21 protein-coding genes are annotated in these 24,841 nt (G+C 66.0%); 11 read left to right on the forward strand and 10 right to left on the reverse strand.

Translation table 11 applies throughout. The features are described 5' to 3' along the window. Positions 1-151 precede the first annotated feature (151 nt). The 4 genes from J2X92_RS17305 to J2X92_RS17320 are packed head-to-tail and all read right to left on the reverse strand — an operon-like array spanning position 152 to position 4,001. Positions 152-1,531, reverse strand: coding sequence for an FAD-binding oxidoreductase (locus J2X92_RS17305; protein WP_307577168.1), 1,380 nt, complete (start codon positions 1,529-1,531; stop codon positions 152-154). Beyond that, on the reverse strand, positions 1,521-2,411 hold the full coding sequence (locus J2X92_RS17310; RefSeq protein ID WP_200934363.1) for an ABC transporter permease: 891 nt from the start codon (positions 2,409-2,411) through the stop codon (positions 1,521-1,523). The genes J2X92_RS17305 and J2X92_RS17310 overlap by 11 nt, the downstream gene beginning before the upstream one ends. Further along, entirely contained in the window at positions 2,395-3,183 is a 789-nt protein-coding gene (locus J2X92_RS17315; RefSeq protein ID WP_373424852.1) for an ABC transporter ATP-binding protein, read from the reverse strand. Before J2X92_RS17315 ends, J2X92_RS17310 begins: the two co-directional genes overlap by 17 nt. Continuing rightward, positions 3,180-4,001, reverse strand: a complete 822-nt coding sequence (locus tag J2X92_RS17320; protein WP_307577516.1) for a creatininase family protein — start codon at positions 3,999-4,001, stop codon at positions 3,180-3,182. Before J2X92_RS17320 ends, J2X92_RS17315 begins: the two co-directional genes overlap by 4 nt. Positions 4,002-4,201: 200 nt before the next feature. Between J2X92_RS17320 and J2X92_RS17325 the strand changes: the two genes are divergently transcribed. From J2X92_RS17325 to J2X92_RS17350, 6 genes are read left to right on the forward strand one after another with little or no spacing between them, the layout of a single operon-like run. After that, complete coding sequence (locus tag J2X92_RS17325) at positions 4,202-4,717, forward strand: DUF1269 domain-containing protein (protein WP_307577169.1); 516 nt, start codon at positions 4,202-4,204, stop codon at positions 4,715-4,717. A gap of 45 nt (positions 4,718-4,762) precedes the next feature. Further along, positions 4,763-5,923, forward strand: coding sequence for a cytochrome c oxidase subunit II (locus J2X92_RS17330; protein ID WP_307577170.1), 1,161 nt, complete (start codon positions 4,763-4,765; stop codon positions 5,921-5,923). Between the two features lie 26 nt (positions 5,924-5,949). After that, positions 5,950-7,716 carry a cytochrome c oxidase subunit I gene (gene ctaD / locus J2X92_RS17335; RefSeq protein WP_307577518.1) on the forward strand — a complete coding sequence of 589 codons (1,767 nt, stop codon included), beginning with the start codon at positions 5,950-5,952 and terminating at the stop codon, positions 7,714-7,716. Beyond that, a complete protein-coding gene (locus tag J2X92_RS17340; protein ID WP_307577171.1) occupies positions 7,713-8,351 on the forward strand; it encodes a cytochrome c oxidase subunit 3 in 639 nt (212 codons plus the stop codon). Before ctaD ends, J2X92_RS17340 begins: the two co-directional genes overlap by 4 nt. An 11-nt stretch (positions 8,352-8,362) precedes the next feature. Next, positions 8,363-9,064 (forward strand): heme-copper oxidase subunit III family protein, encoded by a 702-nt coding sequence (locus J2X92_RS17345; RefSeq protein WP_307577172.1) that lies wholly within the window; start codon positions 8,363-8,365, stop codon positions 9,062-9,064. 8 nt (positions 9,065-9,072) lie between these two features. After that, positions 9,073-9,387, forward strand: coding sequence for a cytochrome C oxidase subunit IV family protein (locus J2X92_RS17350; protein ID WP_307577173.1), 315 nt, complete (start codon positions 9,073-9,075; stop codon positions 9,385-9,387). Between the two features lie 15 nt (positions 9,388-9,402). On the opposite strand, the gene J2X92_RS17355 is transcribed toward J2X92_RS17350, so the two are convergent. The 4 genes from J2X92_RS17355 to J2X92_RS17370 form a co-directional block, all read right to left on the reverse strand. Further along, entirely contained in the window at positions 9,403-11,028 is a 1,626-nt protein-coding gene (locus J2X92_RS17355; protein ID WP_307577174.1) for an MFS transporter, read from the reverse strand. A 63-nt stretch (positions 11,029-11,091) separates the two neighbouring features. After that, positions 11,092-11,862: an amino acid ABC transporter permease gene (locus J2X92_RS17360; RefSeq protein WP_093020490.1), complete on the reverse strand. Its 771-nt coding sequence runs from the start codon at positions 11,860-11,862 to the stop codon at positions 11,092-11,094. Positions 11,863-11,894: 32 nt separating this feature from the next. Further along, positions 11,895-12,653 carry a basic amino acid ABC transporter substrate-binding protein gene (locus tag J2X92_RS17365; RefSeq protein WP_307577175.1) on the reverse strand — a complete coding sequence of 253 codons (759 nt, stop codon included), beginning with the start codon at positions 12,651-12,653 and terminating at the stop codon, positions 11,895-11,897. A gap of 70 nt (positions 12,654-12,723) precedes the next feature. Then, positions 12,724-13,200 (reverse strand): Lrp/AsnC family transcriptional regulator, encoded by a 477-nt coding sequence (locus J2X92_RS17370; RefSeq protein WP_055807692.1) that lies wholly within the window; start codon positions 13,198-13,200, stop codon positions 12,724-12,726. 176 nt (positions 13,201-13,376) lie between these two features. Between J2X92_RS17370 and J2X92_RS17375 the strand changes: the two genes are divergently transcribed. The 5 genes from J2X92_RS17375 (at position 13,377) to J2X92_RS17395 (ending at position 23,074) form a co-directional block, all read left to right on the forward strand. Then, positions 13,377-16,985 (forward strand): indolepyruvate ferredoxin oxidoreductase family protein, encoded by a 3,609-nt coding sequence (locus tag J2X92_RS17375; RefSeq protein ID WP_307577176.1) that lies wholly within the window; start codon positions 13,377-13,379, stop codon positions 16,983-16,985. Positions 16,986-17,256: 271 nt separating this feature from the next. Beyond that, the gene (yajC, locus tag J2X92_RS17380; RefSeq protein ID WP_307577177.1) at positions 17,257-17,592 is read left to right on the forward strand and encodes a preprotein translocase subunit YajC; all 336 of its coding nucleotides are present in this window, start codon (positions 17,257-17,259) and stop codon (positions 17,590-17,592) included. A gap of 87 nt (positions 17,593-17,679) precedes the next feature. Next, a complete protein-coding gene (gene secD / locus J2X92_RS17385; RefSeq protein WP_307577178.1) occupies positions 17,680-19,563 on the forward strand; it encodes a protein translocase subunit SecD in 1,884 nt (627 codons plus the stop codon). Positions 19,564-19,581: 18 nt separating this feature from the next. After that, entirely contained in the window at positions 19,582-20,535 is a 954-nt protein-coding gene (secF, locus tag J2X92_RS17390; protein WP_307577179.1) for a protein translocase subunit SecF, read from the forward strand. 142 nt (positions 20,536-20,677) lie between these two features. Next, a complete protein-coding gene (locus J2X92_RS17395) occupies positions 20,678-23,074 on the forward strand; it encodes a DUF1631 family protein (protein ID WP_307577180.1) in 2,397 nt (798 codons plus the stop codon). 5 nt (positions 23,075-23,079) lie between these two features. On the opposite strand, the gene J2X92_RS17400 is transcribed toward J2X92_RS17395, so the two are convergent. Beyond that, a complete protein-coding gene (locus tag J2X92_RS17400) occupies positions 23,080-23,598 on the reverse strand; it encodes a DUF494 family protein (protein ID WP_307577181.1) in 519 nt (172 codons plus the stop codon). A gap of 68 nt (positions 23,599-23,666) precedes the next feature. Continuing rightward, positions 23,667-24,830 carry a DNA-processing protein DprA gene (dprA, locus tag J2X92_RS17405; protein ID WP_307577182.1) on the reverse strand — a complete coding sequence of 388 codons (1,164 nt, stop codon included), beginning with the start codon at positions 24,828-24,830 and terminating at the stop codon, positions 23,667-23,669. Positions 24,831-24,841: the final 11 nt, after the last annotated feature.

The raw sequence follows: 24,841 nt of genomic DNA on the forward strand, positions 1-24,841 counted from the left end.
CCGTCGATGGGGTGCCTTGCGCAGCGAAATAAAGGAGGAGGCCGCAGGCCGGGGGACATTCGCGGAGAAAGGTACCCCGTCGGCGGGAGCGCACCACGAACAGCAGCGTTCAAAACTATCAACGCGAGGGATGACAAAGCAAGCCTTCATTTCAACGCTCGATAGCCATGTCAGAAGTCCAGCCGCGCGTCTTGCCCGGGTTCATCAACCCCATCGGATCGCTGCGCTTCTTGAATTCGATCTGCTGCGTGTCGATGGTCTTCATGCCGCCGTCCTCGATGGTGACGACATGCGGGTTGAAGATCTTGCAGCCGCCCTGCGACTCGATCTCGCGGATCACGTCGTACTGGTGGGCCTCGCCTTTCCAGCGCACCAGCAGGATGCCGAAGGTGCCGCATTCGCCGCCGGCGCGAGCGAAGTCCTGGTGCTGCAGCACGTCGTCGCCGAAGATTTTCAGGTGCCGTTCCACCACGGCAGGATCGAAGGGCTGCGCGTAGGCGACCTGCAGATAGGTCCAGCCGCGGTCTGCCTTCAGCGCCTGCAGCGTCGTGTGGTTGAACGCGCATTCATACGCGGGCGGCAGGCCTTCGGCGAGCAGCTCGGCCTCGGTGCCCGCGACGGAAATGGTGCCGCCGTGTGCGGCGGCGAGCGCGCGAAAGTCGGCCATCGAATCGGGCGCGACCATGCTGAACACCGCGTGCCGGTCGGGCGGAAAGCGGTCGCGCATCGCCGTGTAGTAGGGCGAGAAGCGCGCCTCGACCGTCGAGAGCAAAAAGATGTCGAGCGTGGGCGCCTGTGCTGCGACGGCGAAGGCCAGCGCGCCGCGGTACGTCTCGAACAGCACCGTGCAGTGCACCCATTCGACGGCCGGGCTCAGGGCGACTTCCACGTCCAGGATCACGCCGTTGGTGCCGTAAGCATGGTGCACCTGCTGGATCTCGTCGCCTTGCAGCTCGATGACGCGCGGCTTCCGCTCCACGGTCATCACGCGCGCGCGCAGCAGGTTGCCGGGGTCGCGCAGGATGCCGTGGCGGAACGAGCCGATGCCGCCGAAGCCGCCCGCGATGAAGCCGCCGATGCTGGCCACATGCCAGGTCGAGGGCCACATGCGCAGCGCCTGGCCCGTCTCGCGCGCGGCAAGGTCGATGTCGTGCATGCGCGCGCCGGCCTCCACGCGAATTCGGCCTGACTGGATGTCGAGCACGCGGCACATCTGCGTCACGTCGAGCACGATGCCGCCTTCGAGCGGCACGCACTGGCCGTAGTTGCCGGTACCGCCCGCGCGCACGGTGAGCGGCAGCTTCCACTTCGCGGCCGTGGCCCCGACCTGGCGCACGTCGTCTTCGGTGCTGACCTTGACGACGAGGTCGGCCACGCAGCCCCAGAGCTGCGCAGTGAGGATGGGGCTGTACCAGTAGAAGTCTTTGGAGAGCTGCTTGCGGTGGCTCGGCGCGGTGATCACATTGAGGCCGCGCAGGTCTTGGCGCACGGCATCCCAATCGACAGCAGGCGCGATGGTCCTAGCGTTCACGGCGCATCTCGCTCTCGTGCCAGTGGCCGAGCACCAACCGCGACAACGCGGCGAACACGATGAAGATCACGATACCGAGCAGGGACACCAGCAGCAGCGCCGCGAACATCATCGGGATCTCGGTGCGAAAGCTCGATTCGAGAATGCGCGAGGCCAGCCCGGTCTCCTTGCCGGCGGTGCCGGCCGTGAACTCGGCCACCACCGCGCCGATCAGGCTCAGCCCGCCCGCGATCTTCAGGCCGGCCATGAAGTACGGCAGCGCGCTGGGTGCGAGCAGGTAGCGGAAGGTCTGCCACGGCGAGGCCTTGTAGAGCTGGAACAGGTCACGCAGATTGCTGTCAGCGCTTTTCAGTCCGATGACAGTGTTCGACAGGATCGGGAAGAAGGCCACGATCCAGGCGCACAGCAGCAACGCCGCGGTGGTGCTCGATACGTAGATCAATATCAGCGGCGCGATCGCGATGATCGGCGTCACCTGCAGGATCACTGCGATCGGGAACAAGCCGATCTCCACCCACTTGAAGAGCGCGAACGCAATCGCCAGCAGCACGCCGCCCACGATGGCCGCGCCGAGTGCGAGCAGCGTGAGCTTGACGGTGAACCACAGCGCGCTAGAGAGCGAGCCCCAGTTGTCGAACAGGGTGCGCAGGATGAGCGAGGGTGCGGGCAGGATGTAGTGCGGAATGCCGTTGGCGCGAACCATCCATTCCCACGCCAGCAGTAGCACGATGACGATGCCGGCCGGCACCGCGATGCGCAGCATCGATTCGCGCCGGCGCAGCTTGTCTTCGTGCGCGCGCAGCATCGCTTCGGAGGGCGCGGCATCCGCGGCATCCATCGGGACGTCGGCCGGCACCGCAGGCTCAGTGATCGATGTCATGCAGCGCTCCATGCAGGGACCGCGACACCGCCGTGCAGTGCGCGTTGTAGCGGCTCGAAGTGCGAAAGTCCTCGCCGCGCGGATAGGGTTCGTCGATGCGGATCTCGTCGATCACGCGGCCGGGGCGCGCCGCCATCACGACGATGCGGTTCGAGAGATACACCGACTCGTACACGCTGTGCGTGACGAACACGACCGAGAAGCGATGCTCGCGCCAGATGGCCAGCAGGTCGTTGTTGAGCTTGATGCGCGTCATCTCGTCGAGCGCGGCAAAGGGCTCGTCCATCAGCAGGAGGCGCGGGTGCGTGACCAGCGCGCGCGCAATCGACACGCGCATCTTCATGCCGCCGGAGAGCTCGCGCGGATACACGTCGGCGAAGCGCGAGAGGCCCACCATCTCCAGCACCTGCCGCACCACGGGCGCGGCCGCGTCGCGGCTTTGGCCCGCGAGCTTGAGCGGCAGCCACACGTTGTCGAACACCTTGGCCCAGGGCATGAGCGTGGGCTCCTGAAACACGAAGCCCAGGTCGCGGTCGCTCTGTGTCTTGCCCGTGTTGGCCCCTGACCACTGCATTTCGCCCGAACTGAGCCGAGTAAGCCCAGCGATCAATCGCAGCGCGGTGCTCTTGCCACAGCCGGAGGGCCCGAGAAAACTGATGAAATCGTGCTCGCCGATGTCGAGCGTCATGCCCTGCAGTGCGAGCGTGCCGTTGGCAAAGCGCTTGCTGACGTGGCGCAGGCTGACCAGCGGTGGCGTGAGTTCGGATGTCATTTCCAGGCCGGCTCGTTGGCAAGGCGCGAGAGCGGAAAGCGGTCGACCTCGTGCAGCAGTTCGACGAAGCGCCGGCCCACGTGGTCGAGCACCGCGGCACCCTTTTCGGCCGTGGCGCGCGTGGCGTCGCCGGCCGCGCCCGAAGGGTTGATGTCGTGCATCTGCCAGCCGAGCTTGCCGCTCGGCGTGATCGAGAGAAACTTGTTCTCGGCGGCCAGCTGCTCGGTCATCGAGCTGAAGTTCTGGAACTGGTCCTTGCGCACGAAGTCCGGCGTGAGGTGCAGCATCACCGAGCTTTCGAGGTCGCCTGCGTGGATGCCGTGCTTGCCTTCATGCGCGGTGAAGAGCCCTTCCGGCAAACCCAGCGTGTACCAGTTGGCGGCGACGACCATCATGCCGTGCTCCTCGCGCAGGTCGCGCGCCACGATGTCCATCACGCTCATCTGGCCGCCGTGGCTGTTGTAGAGCACCAGTTTGCGCACGCCGGCCTTCGCCACGCAGGCGCCGATGTCCTTCCACAGCGAGATCAGCGTGGTGGCCGAGACTGTGAGCGTGCCCGGGTAGCGGGAATGCTCGTTGCTCTTGCCGTAGGGCACGGTCGGCAAAAAAAGCACCGGCAGGTCGTCGGGCAGGTGCGGGAGCGTGGCGCGCACCATGCCGTCGATGGTGGCCGTGTCGGTCGACATCGGCAGATGGGGGCCGTGCTGCTCGGTAGCGCCCACCGGCAGCACGGCGATGAGCCGTTCGCGGTCGAGGCGGGAGAACTCTTCGCTGGTCAGGTCGGACCAGAAGCGGCTGCGCAAGGGGACCGGGTTCATCATCGTGGCGTACCTCGTGGTGACGGGCAGTAAGGGCGCGATGATGATCTAAATTATCCGTTCGGTCAAAAAAAGGTGGGCGTGTAGGTACCTCCAATCGCCTTCGCTTGAAGTGCCGCACCTACTTGATGGCCGCTCGGCTTGGGCATATAAGTCGTTTCATGGTTCCTTGACTCGTCGCAAGACGAAAGGGGGATGCTGTGAAAAGACGCATCTACTGGTTGATGCCCGACCTGGCGAGTGCCAGAAGGGCAATGGACGATCTGGTCCGGGCGCGCGTCGACGTGGCGCGCATTCATTTCGCCGGACCGGAAGGCATGGACATGGCCGGGCTTCATGCGGCCAACGTGTGGCAAACCTCCGACCTCGTTCACGCAGCCAAGACCGGCTGGGTGGTCGGCAGTGCCTGCGGAATCGTCCTTGGCCTCGTGGCCGCGCTGATGTTTCCGATCGTCGGCGACGACCCCGAATGGGAGGTGGCCGTGTTGGTGGCCATCCTGGGCGGCGTGGTCGGCGCCTGGTCGGCCAGCATGGTCGGCATTTCCATCCCGAGCCCCAGGCTGCAGCGTTTCGAAGGCGCCATTGCGGAGGGTCAGATCCTGCTGATGGTGGACCTGCCGCGCTCGCGCGTGCGGGACATCGAGGCGCTGCTGCAGTCCGCGCATCCCGAAGCCCGGTTCGAGGGTGAAGAGCCCCGCGTCCCGGCGCTCCTCTGAAGCGCGGATGAGCCCCTGAGCCTATGCCGAGCCAAGGGAACGCACATGACCATGGCCGTTGCCCTGTTGCTCATCGTGGCCGGCTCGGTGCTGTTTCACGTTTTCAATCCATGGTGGACGACGCCCCTGGCTTCGAATTGGAAGCTGATGGACGACACCCTGGGCATCACGCTGGCGATCACGGGCATCTTCTTCATCGTGATCAACGCGTTCGTCGCCTACATGCTGGTGCGCTTTCGTCATCGCGAGGGCCGGCGCGCGGCGCATGAGCCGGAGAACAGGAAGCTGGAACGCTGGCTGATCGGCGGCACCACGGTCGGCATCATGGCCCTGTTGGCGCCGGGCCTGCTGGTGTACGCGAATTACGTCAGCGAGCCCCGCGACGCGCTCGTGGTGGAGGTGCTGGCCCAGCAATGGCAATGGCGCTTCCGCTTCCCGGGCGAGGACGGCAAGCTGGGCGCGACCGATGCGCGCTTCTTCAGCGCCACCAATCCCTTCGGGATCGACCCCGCCGACAAGGCGGGGCAGGACGACCTGCTGATCGCCGGCGCCGAGGTGCATCTGCCGCTCGGCAAACCGGTGCTGGTGCTGATGCGTTCGCACGACGTGCTGCACGACTTCTTCGTGCCGAACTTTCGTGCCCGGATGAACACGGTGCCGGGGCAGGTTAGCCGCTTCTGGTTCACGTCGACCGTCGCGGGCCGCTACGAGGCGCTTTGCGCGCAGCTGTGCGGCGTAGGCCATCCCAACATGCGTGGCTACGTGGTGGTGGAAGATCCGGCGGCCTACCAGGCCTGGCATGCAGCGCTGCCGACATTCGCCAAGACGCAGGTCAAGGCGCCCGAGCCCCCCGCTGGCGCCGTCGCGGCGGGCGGTGGCGCACGCGTTGAACAGGGCCGCGCGCTGGCGGATGCCAAGGGCTGCGTGGCCTGCCACACGATCGATGGCAGTGCGCGGGTGGGACCGACCTGGAAGGGCCTGTACGGCAAGACCGAAAGCATGGCGGACGGCTCCAGCGCGCTGGTCGACGAAGCCTATCTGCGCAGCTTCATCCGCGATCCGCAGGCTCGCCACGTGAAGGGCTTTCCGCCGGTCATGCCCAAGATCGATTTGAGCGATGAAGAACTGGCCGCGCTGGTGGCCTATATCCAGAGTCTGGGCAGCCCGCCGGCGCAGGCTGCCGCCGAACAGAAGGCTCCGCGATGAACGCTCCTTTGTCCCCCGGGCACGCCGTGCCGCACGCCGACGACGCCGGGCACCCGGCGCCCCAGAGTTTCCTGACCCGCTACGTCTGGAGCCAGGACCACAAGGTGATCGCCGTCCAATATGCCTGCACCGCCATCGCGGTGGGTGTGGTGGGCGTGGTGCTGTCCAACCTGATGCGGCTGCAGCTCGGCTTTCCGGGCCAGTTCGAGTTCATCAACGCAGAGCGCTACTACCAGTTCGTGACCATGCACGGGATGATCATGGTGATCTACCTGCTCACGGCGCTGTTCCTCGGCGGTTTCGGCAACTACCTGATCCCGCTGATGGTGGGGGCGAGGGACATGGTCTTTCCCTACCTCAACATGCTGAGCTTCTGGGTCTACCTGCTGTCGGTGGTGGTCCTGATGGCGAGCTTCTTCGTCGCGGGCGGGCCCACTGGCGCGGGCTGGACGCTGTATCCACCGCAGTCGATTTTGCCGGGCACGCCGGGCCATGCGGGCGGCATCGTGCTGATGCTGGTGTCGCTGGTGATCTTCATCGTGGCGACCACGATGGGCGGCCTCAACTACGTGACCACCGTGCTGCAGGCGCGCTGCGAAGGCATGACGCTGCTGCGCATGCCGCTCACGGTGTGGGGCATCTTCGTGGCCACCATCCTCGCGCTGCTCGGCTTCCCGGCGCTGTTCGTCAGCGGCGTGATGCTGCTGCTCGACCGGACGCTGGGCACCAGCTTCTTCATGCCGGCGCTGGTGTCGATGGGCCAGGTGACGGGCTACAAGGGTGGCAGCCCGCTGCTGTTCCAGCACCTGTTCTGGTTCTTCGGCCATCCCGAGGTCTACATCGTGGCGCTGCCGGCCTTCGGCATCGTCTCCGACCTGATCAGCGTGCACGCGCGCAAGTGCATCTTCGGCTATCGCATGATGGTGTGGGCCATCGTGGCCATCGGCGCGCTCAGCGTGGTGGTCTGGGCGCACCACATGTTCGTGAGCGGCATGAACCCGTACTTCGGTTTCTTTTTCGCGACCACCACGCTGATCATCGCGGTGCCCACCGCGATCAAGGTCTACAACTGGATCCTGACGCTTTGGCGCGGAGACATCCACCTGACGGTGCCGATGCTGTTCGCGCTGGCCTTCCTGTGCACCTTCCTCATCGGCGGGCTGACCGGTCTGTTCCTGGGCAACGTGAGCGTGGACATCCCGCTGTCCGGAACGTACTTCGTGGTGGCGCACTTCCACATGGTGATGGGCGTGGCGCCGCTGCTTGTTGTGTTCGGCGGCATCTATCACTGGTTCCCCAAGGTCACCGGGCGCATGCTGGACGACCGGCTCGGCCAGCTGCATTTCTGGATCACCTTCCTCGGCACCTACGCGATCTACTTTCCGATGCACTACCTCGGCGTGCTGGGCATGCCGCGGCGCTACTACAACTTCGACGGCTACAAGTTCATTCCGCCGTCGGCGTTCACCATGAATGAAATCATCACTGTGGTTGCGCTGATCGTCGGCGTGGGGCAGTTGCTGTTCATCTTCAACCTGGCCTGGAGCGCCTGGCGCGGCCGGCCGGCCGCCGCCAATCCATGGCGTGCCGCCTCGCTCGAATGGCAGACGCCTGCCACGCCGCCGGGTCACGGCAACTGGGGTCCGCGGCTGCCGGTGGTCTACCGGTGGGCCTATGCCTATGGGGAGCCGGGCGCGGCGGAAGATTTCATCCCGCAGAACGCGCCGCCGGAACCCGGGGCCGGGGAGCCCGAGCCGGAGGGCCAGAGCGAGGTCCGGGGAGCACCGGCATGAGCACAGCGCTGGGCCGCTCCCTGGCAGGCGCGTTCCGCGGTGCGGAGCGCGGCCGCCGCCCTCCCGATGCACACGCGAGCGCGGCCAGCATCGGCCTGTGGGTCTTCATGGGCGTGGCCACCGCGTTGTTCTCCCTCTTCATCGTGGCCTACGTGATGCGCATGAGCGGCGAGGACGCGATCACGATCGCGCTGCCGTGGCAGCTCTGGCTCAGCACGGCGCTGCTCGTCGCGGGCAGCGTGGCGCTGCAATGGGCCGTTGGCGCGTCGCGTGGTCGCGATCCGACGCGGGCCCGCCGCCTGCTGGTGGCGGGTGGCCTCTGCGCGGTGGGCTTCCTGTGCGCGCAGCTGTGGGCCTGGCAGTCGCTGCTGGGCGCGCAGGTCATGCCAGCCGGCAATCCGGCGGGCAGCTTCTTCTACCTTCTGACCGCCATGCACGGGCTCCACCTGACTGGTGGGCTGGCCGCGTGGACGTGGACCGCGCACGACGCATGGCCCGAGCCCGGCAAGGCCGCATGGCGCATCGCGCTGTGTGCGCGCTACTGGCACTTCATGCTGGCGGTATGGCTGGTGCTGTTCGGACTGCTGGGCTGGGTGACGCCGGAGGTGGCGCGCTTCATCTGCGGCACATCCTGAGGAGGCGTTTCATGGACAACACCGCAACCATCGCGGCAACGCCGTTGACTCCCGAGATCGCCGCAAGCGGCTGGCGCGGGCTGATTGCCGACTGGTCTTCCGACCGCCAGGCGTTCCACGTCTCGTGGGGCAAGGCAATGATGTGGATCTTCCTGCTCAGCGACACCTTCGTCTTCAGCTGCTTCTTGACCGGCTACATGACGGTGCGCGTCTCGACCACCGCGTCGTGGCCCAACCCCAGCGAGGTGTTTGCGCTCCACGTGGGTGGCGCCGACATACCGTTGCTGCTGATCGCGATCATGACTTTCGTGCTCATCACCAGCAGCGGCACGATGGCAATGGCCGTCAACTTCGCCTACCGCGGCGACCGGGTGAACGCCGCCACGCTGATGCTCGTGACCGCGACCTTCGGCGAACTCTTCGTCGGCATGCAGGCCTTCGAGTGGTCCAAGCTGATCCTCGAAGAGGGCGTGCGGCCCTGGGGCAACCCGATGGGTGCGGCGCAGTTCGGATCGGCCTTCTTCATGATCACAGGCTTTCACGGGCTGCACGTCTCGGCCGGCGTGGTCTTCCTGTTCGTCGTGGCCTTCAAGCTGATGCGTGGCGACTACGACAGGAGGGGCAACTACCAGATCGTCGAGATCACCGGCCTGTACTGGCACTTCGTGGATCTGGTTTGGGTCTTCATTTTTGCGCTGTTCTATCTTTGGTGAGGACGACCATGGACCACGTCTCAGGCCAACAACATCCGATCAGCCTCTATCTCAAGATCTGGGGGCTGCTGTTCGTGCTCAGCACGATGTCGTACCTCGTCGACTACTTCCATTTCCAGGGCTATCTGCGCTGGACCCTGATCATCGTCTTCATGCTGCTGAAGGCCGGGCTGATCGTCGCGGTCTTCATGCATATGGCATGGGAACGGCTGTCGCTGGTCTATGCCATTCTGGTGCCGCCGCTGTGCCTGCTGGTCCTGGTCTGGCTGATGGCGGAGGAGGCCGGCCACACCTTCATCACGCGGCTGCTGTTCTTCCACTGACGGCGTGGCCGCCGCTCAGCGCCGCACGATGTAGCGCGTGACCACCGGAGATGCTTCGCCGATGTGAAATGCGATCCGGCGCTCCCGCAGCGCCATGTCGCTGGCCGTGGCGCGGTTGAAGCGGCGCAGGTGGTCTGTCCACGAATCGTCGACGATCTGCTCCACATAGCGGCTGGGCTGCCCGATGTCGTGCAGCAGCTCCCAGCCGATGGCGCCCTGGCTCAGGCGCGCACGGCGGGTCTGCTGCATCACAAGGTGGAAGGCCGCGGCGCGCGCCGGCTCGATGAGGTATTCGACCGTGATCACCACGCGGCCGTCTTCCTGCGGCGCCTCGGTCGGCGGACCGGCGGCCCAGCCGGCTTCGGCGGGGCGGGTGTCGTCTTCGCCGACGCCGTCGGTCACCCAGCGCAGGGCCACCAGCATCAGCAGCGTGCCGCTGACGGCGGCGATGGCAAGGCTCAGGTTCAGCGCCGTGACCGTGGCCACCTGGCCCCAGAGCGCCGCGCCGATCGCGCTCGCGCCCATGATCGCCATCTGGTAGGTCGACATGCCGCGTGCGCGCACCCAGTCGGGCAGCGCGAGCTGCGCCGAAACCGAAAGCGAATTGGCCACCGTGATCCAGGCCATGCCGCCGAAGAACATGGCTGGCACCGCGACCCATGCGTTGGGCGCAAAGGCCATCACCGCCGTGGCGAGAGACTGCAGCACCGTGCCGCGCAGCACGAGCTGGTCGCGCCCTAGCGCCTGGCGCAGCCGCGGAAGGAACAGCACCGCGATGATCGCGCCCGAACCCATGGCAGCCAGTAGCAGCGTGAAGGTGCCGGCGCCGCCGCCCTTGAGATTGCGCGCCAGGAGCGGCAACAGCGCAAGCAGGGCCGTCGAGTGGAAGAAGAAGATCGTGATGCGCGAGAGCACCGCCCGCATGCGCTGCGACTGCCAGACGAACTGCACGCCCACGCGCATGGCGCTGATGAGCTTCTCGCGGCCCAGTGGATTGGGCTTGTGTTCGCGCCGCCAGCGCAGCACCACGAAGCCCGAGGCCACCGAGAGGACGGCGTTGAGCGCAAACACCCAGACGCTGCCTGCGCTGGCAATCAGCATGCCGGCCGTGAGCGGGCCGATGATGCGCGAGGCGTTCATCGCGATGCCATTGAGGCCGAGCGCCGCCGGCAGCTGCGGCCGCGGCACCAGCTCGGGCACGATGGCCGAGAACACCGGCCAGCGCAGCGCCAGGCCGATGCCGTTGGCGAAGGTGAGCCCGAGCAGGAGCGGCGCCGTCATCATGTCCAGCGCAATGGCCGCGCACAGCACGATGGCCGTGCCCGCCAGCCAGAACTGCGTGGCCACCAGCCAGCGCCGGCGGTCGAGGATGTCGGCCAGTGCGCCGCTGGGCAGGCCCAGCAGGAACACCGGCAAGGTGGAGGCCGACTGCACCAGTGCCACCCAGATGGGCGAAGTGGTCAGCGAGGTCATCATCCACGCCGCCGCCACGTCGTTCATCCACATGCAGATGTTGGCGATGAGCCAGGTGCTCCACAACATGCGGAACACGGGCAGCTTGAGCGGCACGAGCGCCGCGAACTTCGGTGGCTGCGGCCGGGCGGGGGAAATGGGTGTCTCGTCGGGGGATATCGGTGGCATGTGGCCCGATTGTGCCGATGCCACCGAGACCGGTCGAAAAACCCGGCAATCCCCGGGGAGCGCCTATCCCCTGTCGCTGCGTGCCAGGCGGTGCTCCAGGCGCCGCAGCATCGTGGTGAGCACGAGCGTCATCACCCAGTACACCACCGAGATCGCGAGGTACGGCTCCCAGTAGCGCGCATAGGCGCCCGCCACCGTGCGGGCCGCGTAGGCCAGTTCGGCCAGCCCGATGGCCGACACCAGAGATGTGTCCTTCAGGAGCGCGATCGCGTTGTTGCCCAGCGGCGGCAGCATGCGGCGGAAGGCCTGCGGCAGCACCACGTAGCGCATCACCTGCAGGGGCGTGAAGCCGATCGACCGGCCGGCATCGAATTGTCCGCGCGAGATCGACTGGATGCCGGCGCGAAACACCTCGGAGATGTAGGCCGCCGAGTTGAGCGTGAGCGCCACCACGCCGGAAATCAGCGCGCCGTGTTCCTGCTTGAGCTCGCGTGCCAGATCGCCACTGATCAACAGGCCGGTCGCCGGATGAATGAACACCGGCATCACCGCGAAGTGGATCAGCAGGATCTGCACGAAAAGCGGCGTGCCGCGGAAGAAGCTCACGTACACCGTGGCGGGCCAGCGCAGGAAGAAGCGCGCGATCCAGGTCCACGGCGCATGGCGCGGATGCGCCAGCCGCGCGAGCGCCAGGCAAAGGCCCCAGCTGGAGCCCAGCAGCACGCACACCACCGTCATGCGCAGCGTCATCCAGGCACCCTGCCAGAACAGATCCTTGTACTCGACCAGGATGTCCCAGCGGAACCATCCGAACAAAAGGACGGGTTGTTCCATCTAGCGCTCGCTCTTGCTCGGGGCGGCCGTGCTCATCGGGCGTTCGGGTCCTTGTTGAACCACTTCTTGTAGATGCTGGCGTAGCTGCCGTCGGCGCGAATCGCGGCCAGGCCGGCCGTGAGCTTGTCGAGCAACGCCTTGTCGCCCTTCTTCACGACGATGCCGAAGCCTTCTTCGGGAAAGGACTTGTCGTCGAGCGTCTTGAGGTCGGGGTTCTGCGCCACGCGGTAGGCGATCACGCCGTTGTCGCCCATGGCGGCATCGACGCCGCCGCCGGCCAGCTCGGAAATGATGAGCGGCGTGCTCTCGAAGCGGCGGATGTTGGGGTTGGTCTTGCCGAATTCGCGCGAGGCGATGTCGTCGGCGGTGGAGGCGCTCACCACGGCGATCTTCTTGCCGGCGAGGTCCTTCAGCGAGCCGACCGTGCTGCTCTTCGGCAGCGCGATCAGCTGGCGCGCCGCGAAGTAGGGCGGCGTGAAGTCGTAGCTCTGCTTGCGCTTCTCGTTGATGGTGACGCCCGAGATCACGAGGTCGACGTCGCCGTTGTTGAGCGCGCCGAAGATGCCGGTGAAGGGCGTGTTCACGACCTTGATCTTCAGGCCCTGCTGCTTGGCGATGGCGTTGATGATGTCGATGTCGAAGCCGACGATCTGCTTGTCCTTGTTCTCGAAGGCGAAGGGCGCGTAGGTGGCGCTCGAGGCCACGGTGAGTTCGCGGTTCTGGGCCTGGGCGCCGAAGGCGAGCGTGGCGGCGGCAAGGCCGAGCGCCAGGGCGCGGCGAATGGTGTTCATGGGGCTTCTTCCTCTTGTTGCGCCGGCTCGGCGGTATGTATATGTAGTGGGCGGGAATTCTAGGTTGCAGCTAGCGTGCCAGGTGCCCCAGCGGCAAGGCGCTGCTGGCCTTCACCTCGCCCAGCGAGAAGCTGGTGTGCAGGTCCTTCACGTTCGGCAGGTTCATCAGCTGCTGGCGCGCGAAGGCCGAGAAGCCGTTCAGGTCCTGTGCCACGACCTGCAGCTCGAAGGTGCCGGTGCCGCTGATGTAGTGGCAGGCCACCACCTCGGGCATCTTGCGGATTGCCTCCTCCAGCTTGCGGGTGGCTTCGTTGGTGACGCGCTCGGTGTCCACCCGCACGAAAGCGAGCACGCCAAGCCCGATCTTGTGGCGGTCGATTTCGGCGTGGTAGCCCTTGATGAAGCCGGCTTCTTCCAGCGCGCGCACCCGGCGCCAGCAGGGCGCGGCCGAGAGCCCCACGCGCTGCGCAAGCTCGGCGTTGGTCAGGCGGCCGTCGGCCTGCAGTTCTTGCAGGATTGCAAGGTCGAACTTGTCAATGCTTTCCATATGCGACCATCTTAAGCAAGATTCTTTCTGAAAGGCGGTTTTTAGAGGCGAAGAACGCAAACACCTGTCGCGTACCCCGGCATACACTTTGCGTGATCATGGGCTCGCGCCCTACCGGGCACAGACCCATAGCCAACAGCCAGGCCCACCAGGCCCTGCCAAACGGAGACAGACACATGAACGCACCGCTGCCCGAGCACATTCGCAAGGCGCTGGAAACCGTCACGCTCGACGACAAATACAGCCTCGACTACGGCCGTGCCTTCATGAGCGGCGTCCAGGCGCTCGTCAAGCTACCGATGCTGCAGCGACTGCGCGACAAGCAGGCCGGCAAGAACACGGCCGGCTTCATCAGCGGCTACCGGGGCTCTCCGCTCGGCGGCTACGACCAGGCTCTGTGGAAGGCCAGCAAGTTCCTGAAGGAACAGAACATCGTCTTCCAGCCAGGCGTGAACGAAGAGCTCGCCGCCACGGCGCTATGGGGCACCCAGCAGCTGGGCTTCTCGCCCGCGGGCACCAACAAGTTCGACGGCGTCTTCGGCATCTGGTACGGCAAGGGCCCGGGCGTGGACCGCTGCTCCGACGTCTTCAAGCACGCCAACATGGCGGGTACCACCGAATGGGGCGGCGTGATCGCGGTGGCGGGCGACGACCACATTTCCAAGAGCAGCACGGCCGCGCACCAGAGCGACCATATCTTCAAGGCCTGCGGCACGCCGGTGTTCTTTCCGACCAACGTGCAGGAAATACTGGACCTGGGCATCCACGCCTTTGCCTTGAGCCGCTTCTCGGGCGTCTGGTCGGGCATGAAGACGATCCAGGAAATCGTCGAGTCGAGCGCCACGGCCATGATCGACCCGGACCGCGTCGAGATCGTCATCCCCACGGATTTCCAGATGCCGACCGGCGGCCTGCACATCCGCTGGCCCGACCATGCGCTGGAGCAGGAAGCGCGCCTGATGCACTACAAGTGGTATGCCGCGCTGGCCTACATCCGCGCCAACCGGCTGAACCACAACGTGATCGAAGGCCCGAACGATCGCTTCGGCATCATGGCCAGCGGCAAGGCCTACAACGACACCCGCCAGGCCCTGATCGACCTGGGCCTGGACGACGCCACCTGCCGCCAGCTGGGCATCCGGCTGCACAAGGTGGGCGTGGTGTGGCCGCTCGAGGCGCAGCTCACGCGCGACTTTGCCACCGGCCTGCAAGAAATTCTGGTGGTGGAAGAAAAGCGCCAGGTCATCGAATACCAGTTGAAGGAAGAGCTCTACAACTGGCGCGCCGACGTGCGACCCACCGTGCTCGGCAAGTTCAACGAGCTCGACGGCGATTTCTCCGGCGGCGAATGGGCCATGCCCAACCCGACGGCCAACACGCTGCTGCGTGCGAATGCCGACCTGAACCCGGCGCTGATCGCCAAAGCGATTGCGCAGCGCCTGCGCAAGCTCGGCATCCTGGACCAGGCCGGCGCCGACATGCATGCGCGCATCGATGCGCAGATCGCCATCCTCGAAGCCAAGGAGCGCTCGATGGAAGTGCTCAAGGTGGGCGGCGTGCAGGGCGCCGACCGCCAGCCCTGGTTCTGCTCGGGCTGTCCGCACAACACCAGCACCGTGGTGCCCGAAGGCTCGCGCGCCATGGGCGGCATCGGCTGCCACTTCATGGCCACCTGGATGGACCGTTCCACCATCGGCTTCACGCAGATGGGCGGCGAGGGCGTGCCATGGGTGGGTCAGCAGCCATTCACCACCGACCAGCACATCTTCGCGAACCTGGGCGACGGCACGTACTTTCACAGCGGCCTGCTCGCCATCCGCCAGAGCATTGCTGCGGGTGTGAACATCACCTACAAGATTCTCTACAACGACGCCGTGGCCATGACCGGCGGCCAGCAGGTCGGCGAGCGGCCCGAAGGCCATTCGGTGCTGCAGATTGCCGAAAGCCTCCATGCCGAAGGCGCCAAGAAGGTCGTCATCGTGACCGACGAGCCCGAGAAGTACGAGGGCGTGAACATCCCCGGCGACCACGTGGCGGTGAAGCACCGCGACCTGCTCGACGAGATCCAACGCGAGTTCCGCGAGATCGCCGGCACCACCGCCATCATCTACGACCAGACCTGCGCCACCGAGAAGCGCCGCCGCCGCAAGCGGGGCACGGCCGTCGATCCGGCCAAGCGCGTGGTCATCAACGACCTGGTCTGCGAAGGCTGCGGCGACTGCAGCGTGAAGAGCAACTGCCTGTCGGTCGAGCCGCTCGAAACCGAGTTTGGCCGCAAGCGCACCATCAATCAGAGCAGCTGCAACAAGGACATGAGCTGCCTCAAGGGCTTCTGCCCCAGCTTCGTCACGGTCGAAGGCGGGCAACTCAAGAAAAAGTCCAGGAACAAGGCCGATTCGCCGCTCGAACTCGGTCCGCTGCCGGAACCGGCCGTGCCGGCGCTGGCGCAAGACCAGGTGTGGGGCATCGTGGTCGCCGGTGTCGGTGGCACGGGCGTCATCACCATCGGCCAGCTGCTGGGCATGGCGGCGCACATCGAGGGCAAGGGCATCGTCACGCAAGACGCGGCCGGCCTGGCGCAAAAGGGCGGCGCCACCTGGAGCCATGCGCTCATCGGCGCATCGCAGGACGCGATCCGCACCACGCGCGTGGGCACCGCTGCGGCCGACCTGATCCTGGCCGCCGATCCGCTGGTGGCCGTGAACGCGGAAACCCTGGCCCGCATGCGTGAGGGCCGCACGCACGTGGCGCTCAACACGCACAGCACGCCGACGGCCGCCTTCGTGCGCAATGCCAACTGGGTGAATCCGCAGGACGACTGCGCGAACCAGATCGCGCGCGTCGTGGGCGCCGGGGCGCTCGGCACCTTCGACGCCGATGCCGCCGCCACCACTTTGATGGGCGACAGCCTCTACGCCAATCCGATGCTGCTGGGCTTTGCCTGGCAAAAGGGCTGGATCCCGCTGGCGCTCGAGTCGCTGATGCGCGCCATCGAACTCAACGCCGTGGCCATCGACAACAACAAGGCCGCTTTCGCATGGGGCCGCCAGGCGGCCGCGAACCCTGCCGCGCTGCAAAAGCGCGTGCGCCCGGGCCAGGTGGTCGAGTTCAAGAAGCGCGAAACCGTCGACAGCCTGGTGGCGCGCCGCGTCGAATTCCTCACGGGCTACCAGAACGCAGCCTACGCCGACGAGTACCGTCAGTTCGTGGGCAAGGTCCGGCAAGCCGAATCGGTGCTGGGCAAGACCGCGCTCGCCGAAACCGTGGCCCGCTACCTGTTCAAGCTCATGGCCTACAAGGACGAGTACGAGGTCGCGCGCCTGCACACCGACCGGGCCTTCCTCGACCGGGTCGAAGGCATGTTCGAAGGCCAGATGGGCAAGGACTTCAAGCTCAACTACCACCTGGCGCCGCCCATCATCGCCAAGAAGAACGCCAAGGGCGAACTGCAAAAGCAGAAGTTCGGCCCCTGGATGCTCACCGGCTTCAGGCTGTTGGCCCGGCTCAAGGGCCTGCGCGGCACGGCCTTGGACATCTTCGGGCGCACCGAAGAGCGCAAGACCGAGCGCGCCCTGATCAGCGAATACCGCGCGGCCATCGACGAGGTGATTGCCGGGCTCAATGCCGAGAACCACGCGCTGGCGCTGGAGATTGCAAGCCTGCCCGAGCAGATCCGCGGCTACGGCCACGTGAAGGACCGCAACCTGGCGGCCGCCCGCACCCGCTGGAACGACCTGCTCGCCAAGTGGCGCAACCCGCAATCGGCCCAGCGCTCGGCCGCCTGAGTTCCTGAAAGAGCGCCCGTCAAGCGGCCAGCCCGCTTGCGCGGCCGCTATTCAAAGAAGAGCAGCCGAGGCGCGGCTGGCGCCCCTGGAAAGCCCTGCCCCCCGCGCCGGATAAGCGCGGAGCGCGGGGCGTTGCCACGAATACAATGCCCGGTGCTGTTCGCGGCTGATGCCGCTTCAAGCGCTGGTTCGCGGCCTTTTTCGCAGGGCCGCGGAACCGCGGGCCCGGCTCGCGCTTCTGACATTCCTCTTCTCTCTGCTGGAGACTCTCTTGTTCATTTCCTCTGCTTTCGCCCAAACCGCGCCCGCTGCTTCCGGTGGTGGCGACATGTTGTCCTCGCTCGGCAGCATGCTGCCCCTGGTGCTGATGTTCGTGGTGCTGTATTTCGTCATGATCCGCCCGCAAATGAAGCGCCAGAAAGAGGCTCGCGCCATGATCGAAGCCCTCGCCAAGGGCGATGAGGTGGCCACGGCTGGCGGCGTGCTCGGCAAGATCACCTCCATCGGCGACCAGTACCTCGGCCTCGAAATCGCCAATGGCGTGGAAATCAAGATCCAGCGCAGCGCTGTGGTCCAGGTCCTGCCCAAGGGCGCCGTCAAGCAGTAATCAAAATCAAAGCGCGACCTCGGCCTTGCGCTTCCTGGTGCAAGGCCTCAAGTCACGCCGTGTCTCGTTTCTGAAAAGCGCTTTCTCATGAACCGTTATCCGGTCTGGAAGTACGCGATCATCGTGATCGTGCTGCTTGTGGGGTTGATCTATTCCCTGCCCAATTTCTTCGGCGAAGCACCTGCGGTGCAGGTGTCCGCGGCCAAGTCGACCGTCAAGGTCGAAGCGGCCACCCAGGGCCGGGTCGAGGAGGCGCTGAAGACGGCCGGGGTCAAGCCCGACCTGTTCACGCTCGAGGGCGGCTCGCTTCGCGCGCGCTTTGCCACCGCCGACGAGCAGATCAAGGCGCGCGATGCGGTACAGCGCGCGCTGGTGCCCGATCCGGCCGATCCTTCCTATGTGGTGGCGCTGAACCTGGTTTCCCGTTCGCCGGCCTGGCTCACGGCGCTGCATGCGTTCCCGATGTACCTCGGCCTCGACCTGCGCGGCGGTGTCGACTTCCTGCTGCAGGTCGACATGAAGGGCGCCATCGACAAGAAGGCCGAATCCTTCGCGGGCGACCTGCGCACCACCTTCCGCGACAAGGGCATCCGCGGCACGTCGGTCAACCGCAACGGCCAGACGATCGAGGTTTCGTTCCGCGACGCGGCCGCACTGCAAACGGCCAAGCAGCTGATCCAGGACCAGTTCCAGGACCTCACGACCACCGACAGCCAGGACGGCAACCTCTGGCGCCTCACGGCCACCATCAAGCCTGAAGCCGCGCGCCGGCTGCAGGACGCGGCCCTGAAGCAGAACATCACCACCCTGCACAACCGCATCAACGAACTCGGCGTGGCCGAGCCGGTGATCCAGCAGCAGGGCCTCGACCGCATCGTGGTGCAGCTGCCGGGCGTGCAGGACACGGCCAAGGCCAAGGACATCCTGGGCCGCACCGCCACGCTCGAAATGCGCCTGGTCGACGAGAGCGCCGAAGGCCGCGCAGCCGAACTGAGCGGCGGGCCAGTGCCCTTCGGCTCCGAGAAATTCTTCGAGCGCAACGGCCGCGCGGTGATCGTGAAGAAGCAGGTGCTCGTCACCGGCGAAAACCTGACCGACGCTCAGCCTGGCTTCGACCAGCAGAGCAACCAGCCCAAGGTCGACCTGACCATGGACGCCAAGGGCGGCCGCATCATGCGCGACGTGAGCCGCGAGAACTTCAAGAAGCGCATGGCCATGCTGATTTTCGAGAAGGGCAAGGGCGAAGTGCTCACGGCCCCGTCGATCAACGGCGAGCTCGGCAACCGCTTCCAGATTTCGGGTTCGATGAACGTGGTCGAAGCTAACGACCTCGCGCTGCTGCTGCGCGCCGGCTCGCTGGCTGCGCCGATGGAAATCATCCAGGAACGCACCATCGGCCCGAGCCTGGGCGCCGACAACATCGAGAAGGGCTTCAAGAGCGTGATGTATGGCTTCCTGGCCATCATGGTGTTCATGTGCGCCTACTACGCACTGTTCGGCCTGTTCTCGTCGATCGCCCTGGCCGTCAACCTGATGCTACTGGTGGCGATTCTCTCGATGCTGCAGGCCACGCTCACGCTGCCCGGCATTGCGGCCATGGCGCTGGCCATCGGCGTGGCCATCGACTCCAACGTGCTCATCAACGAGCGCGTGCGCGAAGAACTGCGCAACGGCGCCTCGCCGCAGGCGGCCATCCATGCCGGCTACGACCGCGCCTGGGGCACCATTCTGGACTCCAACGTGACCACGCTGATTGCCGGCATCGCCTTGCTGGCCTTCGGCTCCGGGCCGATTCGCGGCTTTGCGGTGGTGCACTGCATCGGCATCGTCACCTCGATGTTCTCCGCCGTGTTCTTCTCGCGCGGCCTCGTCAACTTCTGGTACGGCCAGAAGAAAAAGCTCAAGACGGTGTCCATCGGCACTGTGTGGCGGCCCAAGACCGACGGCACCGCCGTGGCCGAAGGCAAGTAAAGGTCAAGGACAAGCGCCATGGAATTCTTCCGCATCCACAAGACCATCCCGTTCATGCGCCACGCCCTGGTGCTGAACATCATCTCCTTCGTCACCTTCGCGCTGGCGGTGTTCTTCCTGCTGCACCGCGGGCTTCACCTGTCGGTGGAGTTCACGGGCGGCACCGTGATGGAAGTGGCCTACCAGCAGTCCGCGGACATCGGCAAGGTGCGCGAGGCTGTCGGCAAGCTCGGCTATCCGGACGTGCAAGTGCAGAGCTACGGCACTTCGCGCGACGTGCAGATCCGTCTTCCGGCGCAAAAGGGCATGAACTCCGACCAGCAGAGCGCGCAGGTGATGCAGGCTCTCAAGGCGGTCGACCCGTCGGCCACGCAGCGCGGCATCGAAGTCGTCGGCCCGCAGGTGGGCGACGAACTCACCACCAACGGCCTCAAGGCGCTGGGCATGGTGGTAGTCGGCATCATGATCTACCTGGCGTTCCGCTTCGAATGGAAGTTCGCCGTGGCCACCGTGCTGGCCAACCTGCATGACGTGGTGATCATCCTGGGGTTCTTTGCCTTCTTCCAGTGGGAGTTTTCGCTCGCGGTGCTGGCGGCGGTGCTGGCGGTGCTGGGCTACTCGGTCAACGAGTCGGTCGTGATTTTCGACCGGGTGCGCGAGAACTTCCGCCGCTACCGCAAGATGAACACCGTCGAGATCATCGACAACGCAATCACCTCCACCATCAGCCGGACCATCATCACGCACGGTTCGACGCAGCTGGTGGTGCTCTCGATGTTCTTCTTCGGCGGCCCGACGCTTCACTACTTTGCGCTGGCGCTGACCATCGGCATCCTGTTCGGTATCTATTCGTCGGCCTTCGTGGCCGCGGCGATTGCCATGTGGCTCGGCGTCAAGCGCGAAGATCTCGTCAAGGGCCCGGTCAAGCGCGACGGCGGCCCGGACGATCCGAACGCCGGCGCGGTGGTCTGACCCCCGCTGAATTCGAGAGGAACGGGCCGCGGAAGTCAGCCAAAATGCTGCAGCTGATGCACACTTGTGTGGTTGCTTCTCCCGAAGCAAGCTCCCGGTTGTCGCCAACCCACAGAGCCCCACTGGCCTTCCCGATCCTTCAATGAGCATTGCGCGGTCCGTCTCTTCCCTGCAGCTCGCGCGCGAAACGCGCGAGCGCTTCGTTCTGGCGACCGGGGGCGTCATCGCCCCGGTGGCGCAAGCCATCAGGGACCGCCTGACGCAACAGGCTTCGGAGGTGGGCAATGCGCGCTCCATGCAGGAGAGCCGCGATGACTTCGTGGCCTTCCAGGGCCAGGCTTCGCACTGGGTGGCGCTCGCGCAGTCGGGCTGGCGCAAGTCGGTCGATGCCTCCGGTGCGGCGCCCGGCGTGTCATCGAATGCAAAGCTCCGGCTCGAACTCATCGATGACGATGCGATGGAGAGCAGCATTCTTTCATCGCGCCTGGCGCAGGTGATCCACGACAAGGCCAGCTTCGAACTCAGCGATCTTCGGCTGCGCATCCAGCACCTGGAAGGGTCCAGCGAACTCGACGCCCACGACGTACTCCGGCCCGAATCGCTGGCCAAGCTGCTGGTCGACCAGTGGCTGGCCGCCGGCCTGAGCCGCGCGTTGTGGGCGCGGGTGCAAGACACGGTGCAGCAGCACCTCGTCGGCGTGGTGGTCAAGGCCTATGAAGACGCCAACGCGTTCCTGATTTCGAAGGGCGTGATGCCCGAGATCGATCTCAAGAGCTTCGTCCGGCGCACGGGCGCTTCCGGCGGCGGTGCGGGCGGCGGCGGGCCGTCGACGGTGCCCGGGTCTCCTTACGCCACGCAGGCCGCAGGCGCACCGCAGCCCGTTGGCGCCGTGCAGCGGCAGGGCTTCGACGCGTCATCGCAGGCGCGGGGTTTCACGCCTTCCGTGCCGGCCATGACGACGGGCGGATCGCCTCTGATGGTTGCGCGCCAGCGCGCGCAGACGGCGCTGCTGAGCCTCAAGCGCTTCGTGGCCGCGCGCATCGGCGCGGATGTGCCCAATGCCTCCTCCTCCCCGACGACCACGGGAATGGACGGACGCGCGCCAGGTGCCGGACCGGCCGGCGACGGTTCTTCGCGCGCTGCTTCCAAGACCTTCGCAGGGCTCATCGCAGAAGCCGAAGCCGCCTACCGGATGGCCGCCACGCAGTACATGGATGGTTCCGGGGAGCAGGCCACCGTCATCCAGCAGGCTTCGGTCGACCTGCGGCGGCGCAGCGCGGAGCTCAAGAAGCGCGCGCCCACCACCGCCGACAAGGCAACGGTCGAGATCGTGGCGCTCATGTTCCAGGCCATCCTCGCGGAAGAGCGCATTCCTTTTTCGGCGCGTGTCTGGTTTGCGCGGCTGCAGATGCCCGTGCTGCGCGTGGCCATTGCGGAGCCCGAATTCTTCGGCACGCTGCAGCACCCGGCGCGCATGCTGATCGACCGCATGGGCTCCTGCGTGATGGGGTTCGACGCCGCCGCCATCTCGGGCAGCGCGCTCGAGGGCGAGATTCGGCGCGTGGTGCAGGTCATCGAGCAATACCCGGAAACCGGCCAGCGCGTGTTCAAGCTGGTGTTCGACGAGTTCGTCGCCTTCCTGAACCGCTATCTCACGCAGAGCGACGCCACCCAGCGCGTCATGAGCGTGGCGCAGCAGGTCGAGCAGAAGGAAACGATGGCGATCCAGTACACCATCGAACTGCGCAAGATGCTCAACGACATGCCGGTGCGCGAAGAGATACGCGAGTTCCTCTTCAAGGTCTGGGCCGAGGTGCTGGCGATTGCCGCCTTGCGCTATGGCGCACAGGGCGAGCAGACCGTGATGCTCAAGCGCGTGGCCTCCGAACTGGTGTGGGCCGCAAGCGCCAAGCCCAACCGCGCCGACCGCGCCCGCGTGATCCAGGACCTGCCGCAGCTGCTGCAGCGCCTGCGCTTGGGCATGACCCTGCTCGGCATCATCGACGAGCCGCAAGAAGTGCACATCAAGGCCATCGGTGCGACCTTGTCCGATGCCTTCCTGTCCAAGACCGAAGCCATTCCCGCGGCCAAGATCGAAGCCATGGCCGATCGCCTGGCGCACCTTGAAGATTTCGTCAGCGACGACGGCAGTGCCTCCAACCTGCCGCTCGACGCGAACAGCATCGAATTGCTGCTGGGCATGGATGCGGCTTCCATCGAAGTCGTGGCCGACATCGCGGGCGGATCGCCGGCCGAAGACATGCTGGCGTGGGCCCATGAGCTGGAAGTAGGCAACTGGTTCATGCTCGACCACAACGACCGCGTGAGCCAGGTGCAGTTCGTGTGGCGAAGCGACCGCAAGCAACTGCACCTGTTTGCCACGGCCGACGGCCGCAGCTTCCTGATCCAGGTCGGGCGGCTGGCCAACTATCTGCAGGCCGGACTGCTTGTGCCCGCCGAGGAAGAAACGCTCACGGTGCGCGCCACACGCGAGGCGCTGGCCAAGCTGGATGCCAATCCGGAACGGCTGCTGAACTAGCGCAACTAGTGGGCGATTCGGCCTTCGCGGCTTTCGCAGAGTTCATCGAGCACGAGCGCGTCAGGCTCGATGCCCGTGCTCCAGTGCACCATCAGCACGATGATCTTGAGTTCGTCGAGCGCGACCGGATCGCCCGGCGCGGCCATGGCGCGTTCGACGACGATCTCACGCAAGCCGCAGGACAGCACGTTCGACGACTCGAGAAAGCGGATGAAGCCGAGGCAATCGGCGCCCAGGTGCTCCTGCTCGGCCTGCGAATAGACCCGCATGGCGTTGTCCGACTGCGGCAAGGCCGGCTCCGGGGAGCCGCGCAGCGTGACCGTGGCGACCGCCTCGTCGATGGCGCTTCGCTCGAACTGCAAGCCCTGCGTTGCAAGGCTCAGGCCGTCGAGCCATTGCAGCGCATCGCGGATTTCTTCTGCCTCGAAGCCGTGCGCGCTGAGCTTGCGGCCCAGTTGTCCGGGTTCGGGGCAGGCATCGCCGCGCCAATAGTTTTCGTAGACAAACACGAGCACTTCGAACATGGGCCCAATATAGCCGAAGCCGGTCGCTCGCCCGCAAGCTTTGCGTGCCGGGCTCGGCAGACAAGGGGCTATGCCGCCGCAGCTCTTTGAAACAGGCCGCCGGGCAGCCGCGCGACGTGGCCGTCGAGCTCGAGTTCGAGCATCTTGGCCTGCAGTGCGGCGGCGCTCCAGCCTGTGCGCGCGCTCAATGCGTCGAGGCTCACGGGGTCGAAGCCGAGCGCTTCGAGAAGCGGATGCTCCTTCCCGTTCGAGGCGGCCGGATCGCCCGCGCTCGCATTCTCGAAAAGACCCGGAGCCGCGCCGCCGGCTGCTCGCAGCGCAGGCAGTTCTTCGAGGATGTCGTTCACCGATTCGACCAGCTTCGCGCCCTGGCGGATCAGCGCATGGCAGCCGCGCGATTGCGGCGAGTGGATCGATCCCGGAATGGCGAACACTTCCTTGCCTTGTTCCGAGGTGAGCCGGGCGGTGATCAGCGAGCCCGATTGCAGCGCGGCCTCCACCACCAGCGTGCCGCGCGCGAGGCCGGCGATCAGGCGGTTGCGTTTCGGAAAATTCTGCGTGAGCGGCGGCGTGCCGAGCGGCAGCTCGCTCACGATCAATCCGTTCGCCATGATGCGGTGCGCCAGGTCGCGGTGCCGGGCGGGATAGACGCGGTCGAGGCCGGTTCCCACCACGGCCACCGTGGCAAGCCGCGGCGCGTCGCCGGCGGCATCGAGCGCGCCCTGGTGCGCGGCCCCGTCGACGCCGAGCGCCAGCCCGGAAATCACGGGCAGGCCCGCTTCGCCCAGTGCCCGCCCAAAGGCGCGAGCGTTCGCCGCGCCCTGCGGTGTCGGGTTGCGGCTGCCCACCACTGCAATGCTGTTGTCCAGCTGCGTCAGGTCGAATGCCGCGGCGCCGAGCACATAGAGCATCAGTGGCGGGTCGGCCATTTCGAGCAGCGACGCGGGGTAGCCCGCATCGCCCAGCGTCACGAGGCGCCGCGTGGTGGCGCCTTCATCGGCAGTAGGTTGGAGCCATTGCCAGGTCTGGTCGATCTGGGCCTGCAGGCCCTGGGGCGCCTGCTGCAAGGCATCAGCTTGTGCCGCCGATACGACCTGCCGAAGCACAGCGCCGCTCTCTGCAAAAATTTTCTCTGGCAGGCCGAAAGCGGCGAGCAGCCGGCGCGCGGCCCCGTCGCCGATGCCGGGCGTCAGTGAAAGCCGCAGCCAGCCTGCGAGTTCTGCGCGTTCCAAATGAAAGCGAA

The sequence above is a fragment of the Variovorax paradoxus genome, from assembly GCF_030811855.1.
GTDB lineage: Bacteria > Pseudomonadota > Gammaproteobacteria > Burkholderiales > Burkholderiaceae_C > Variovorax > Variovorax paradoxus_L.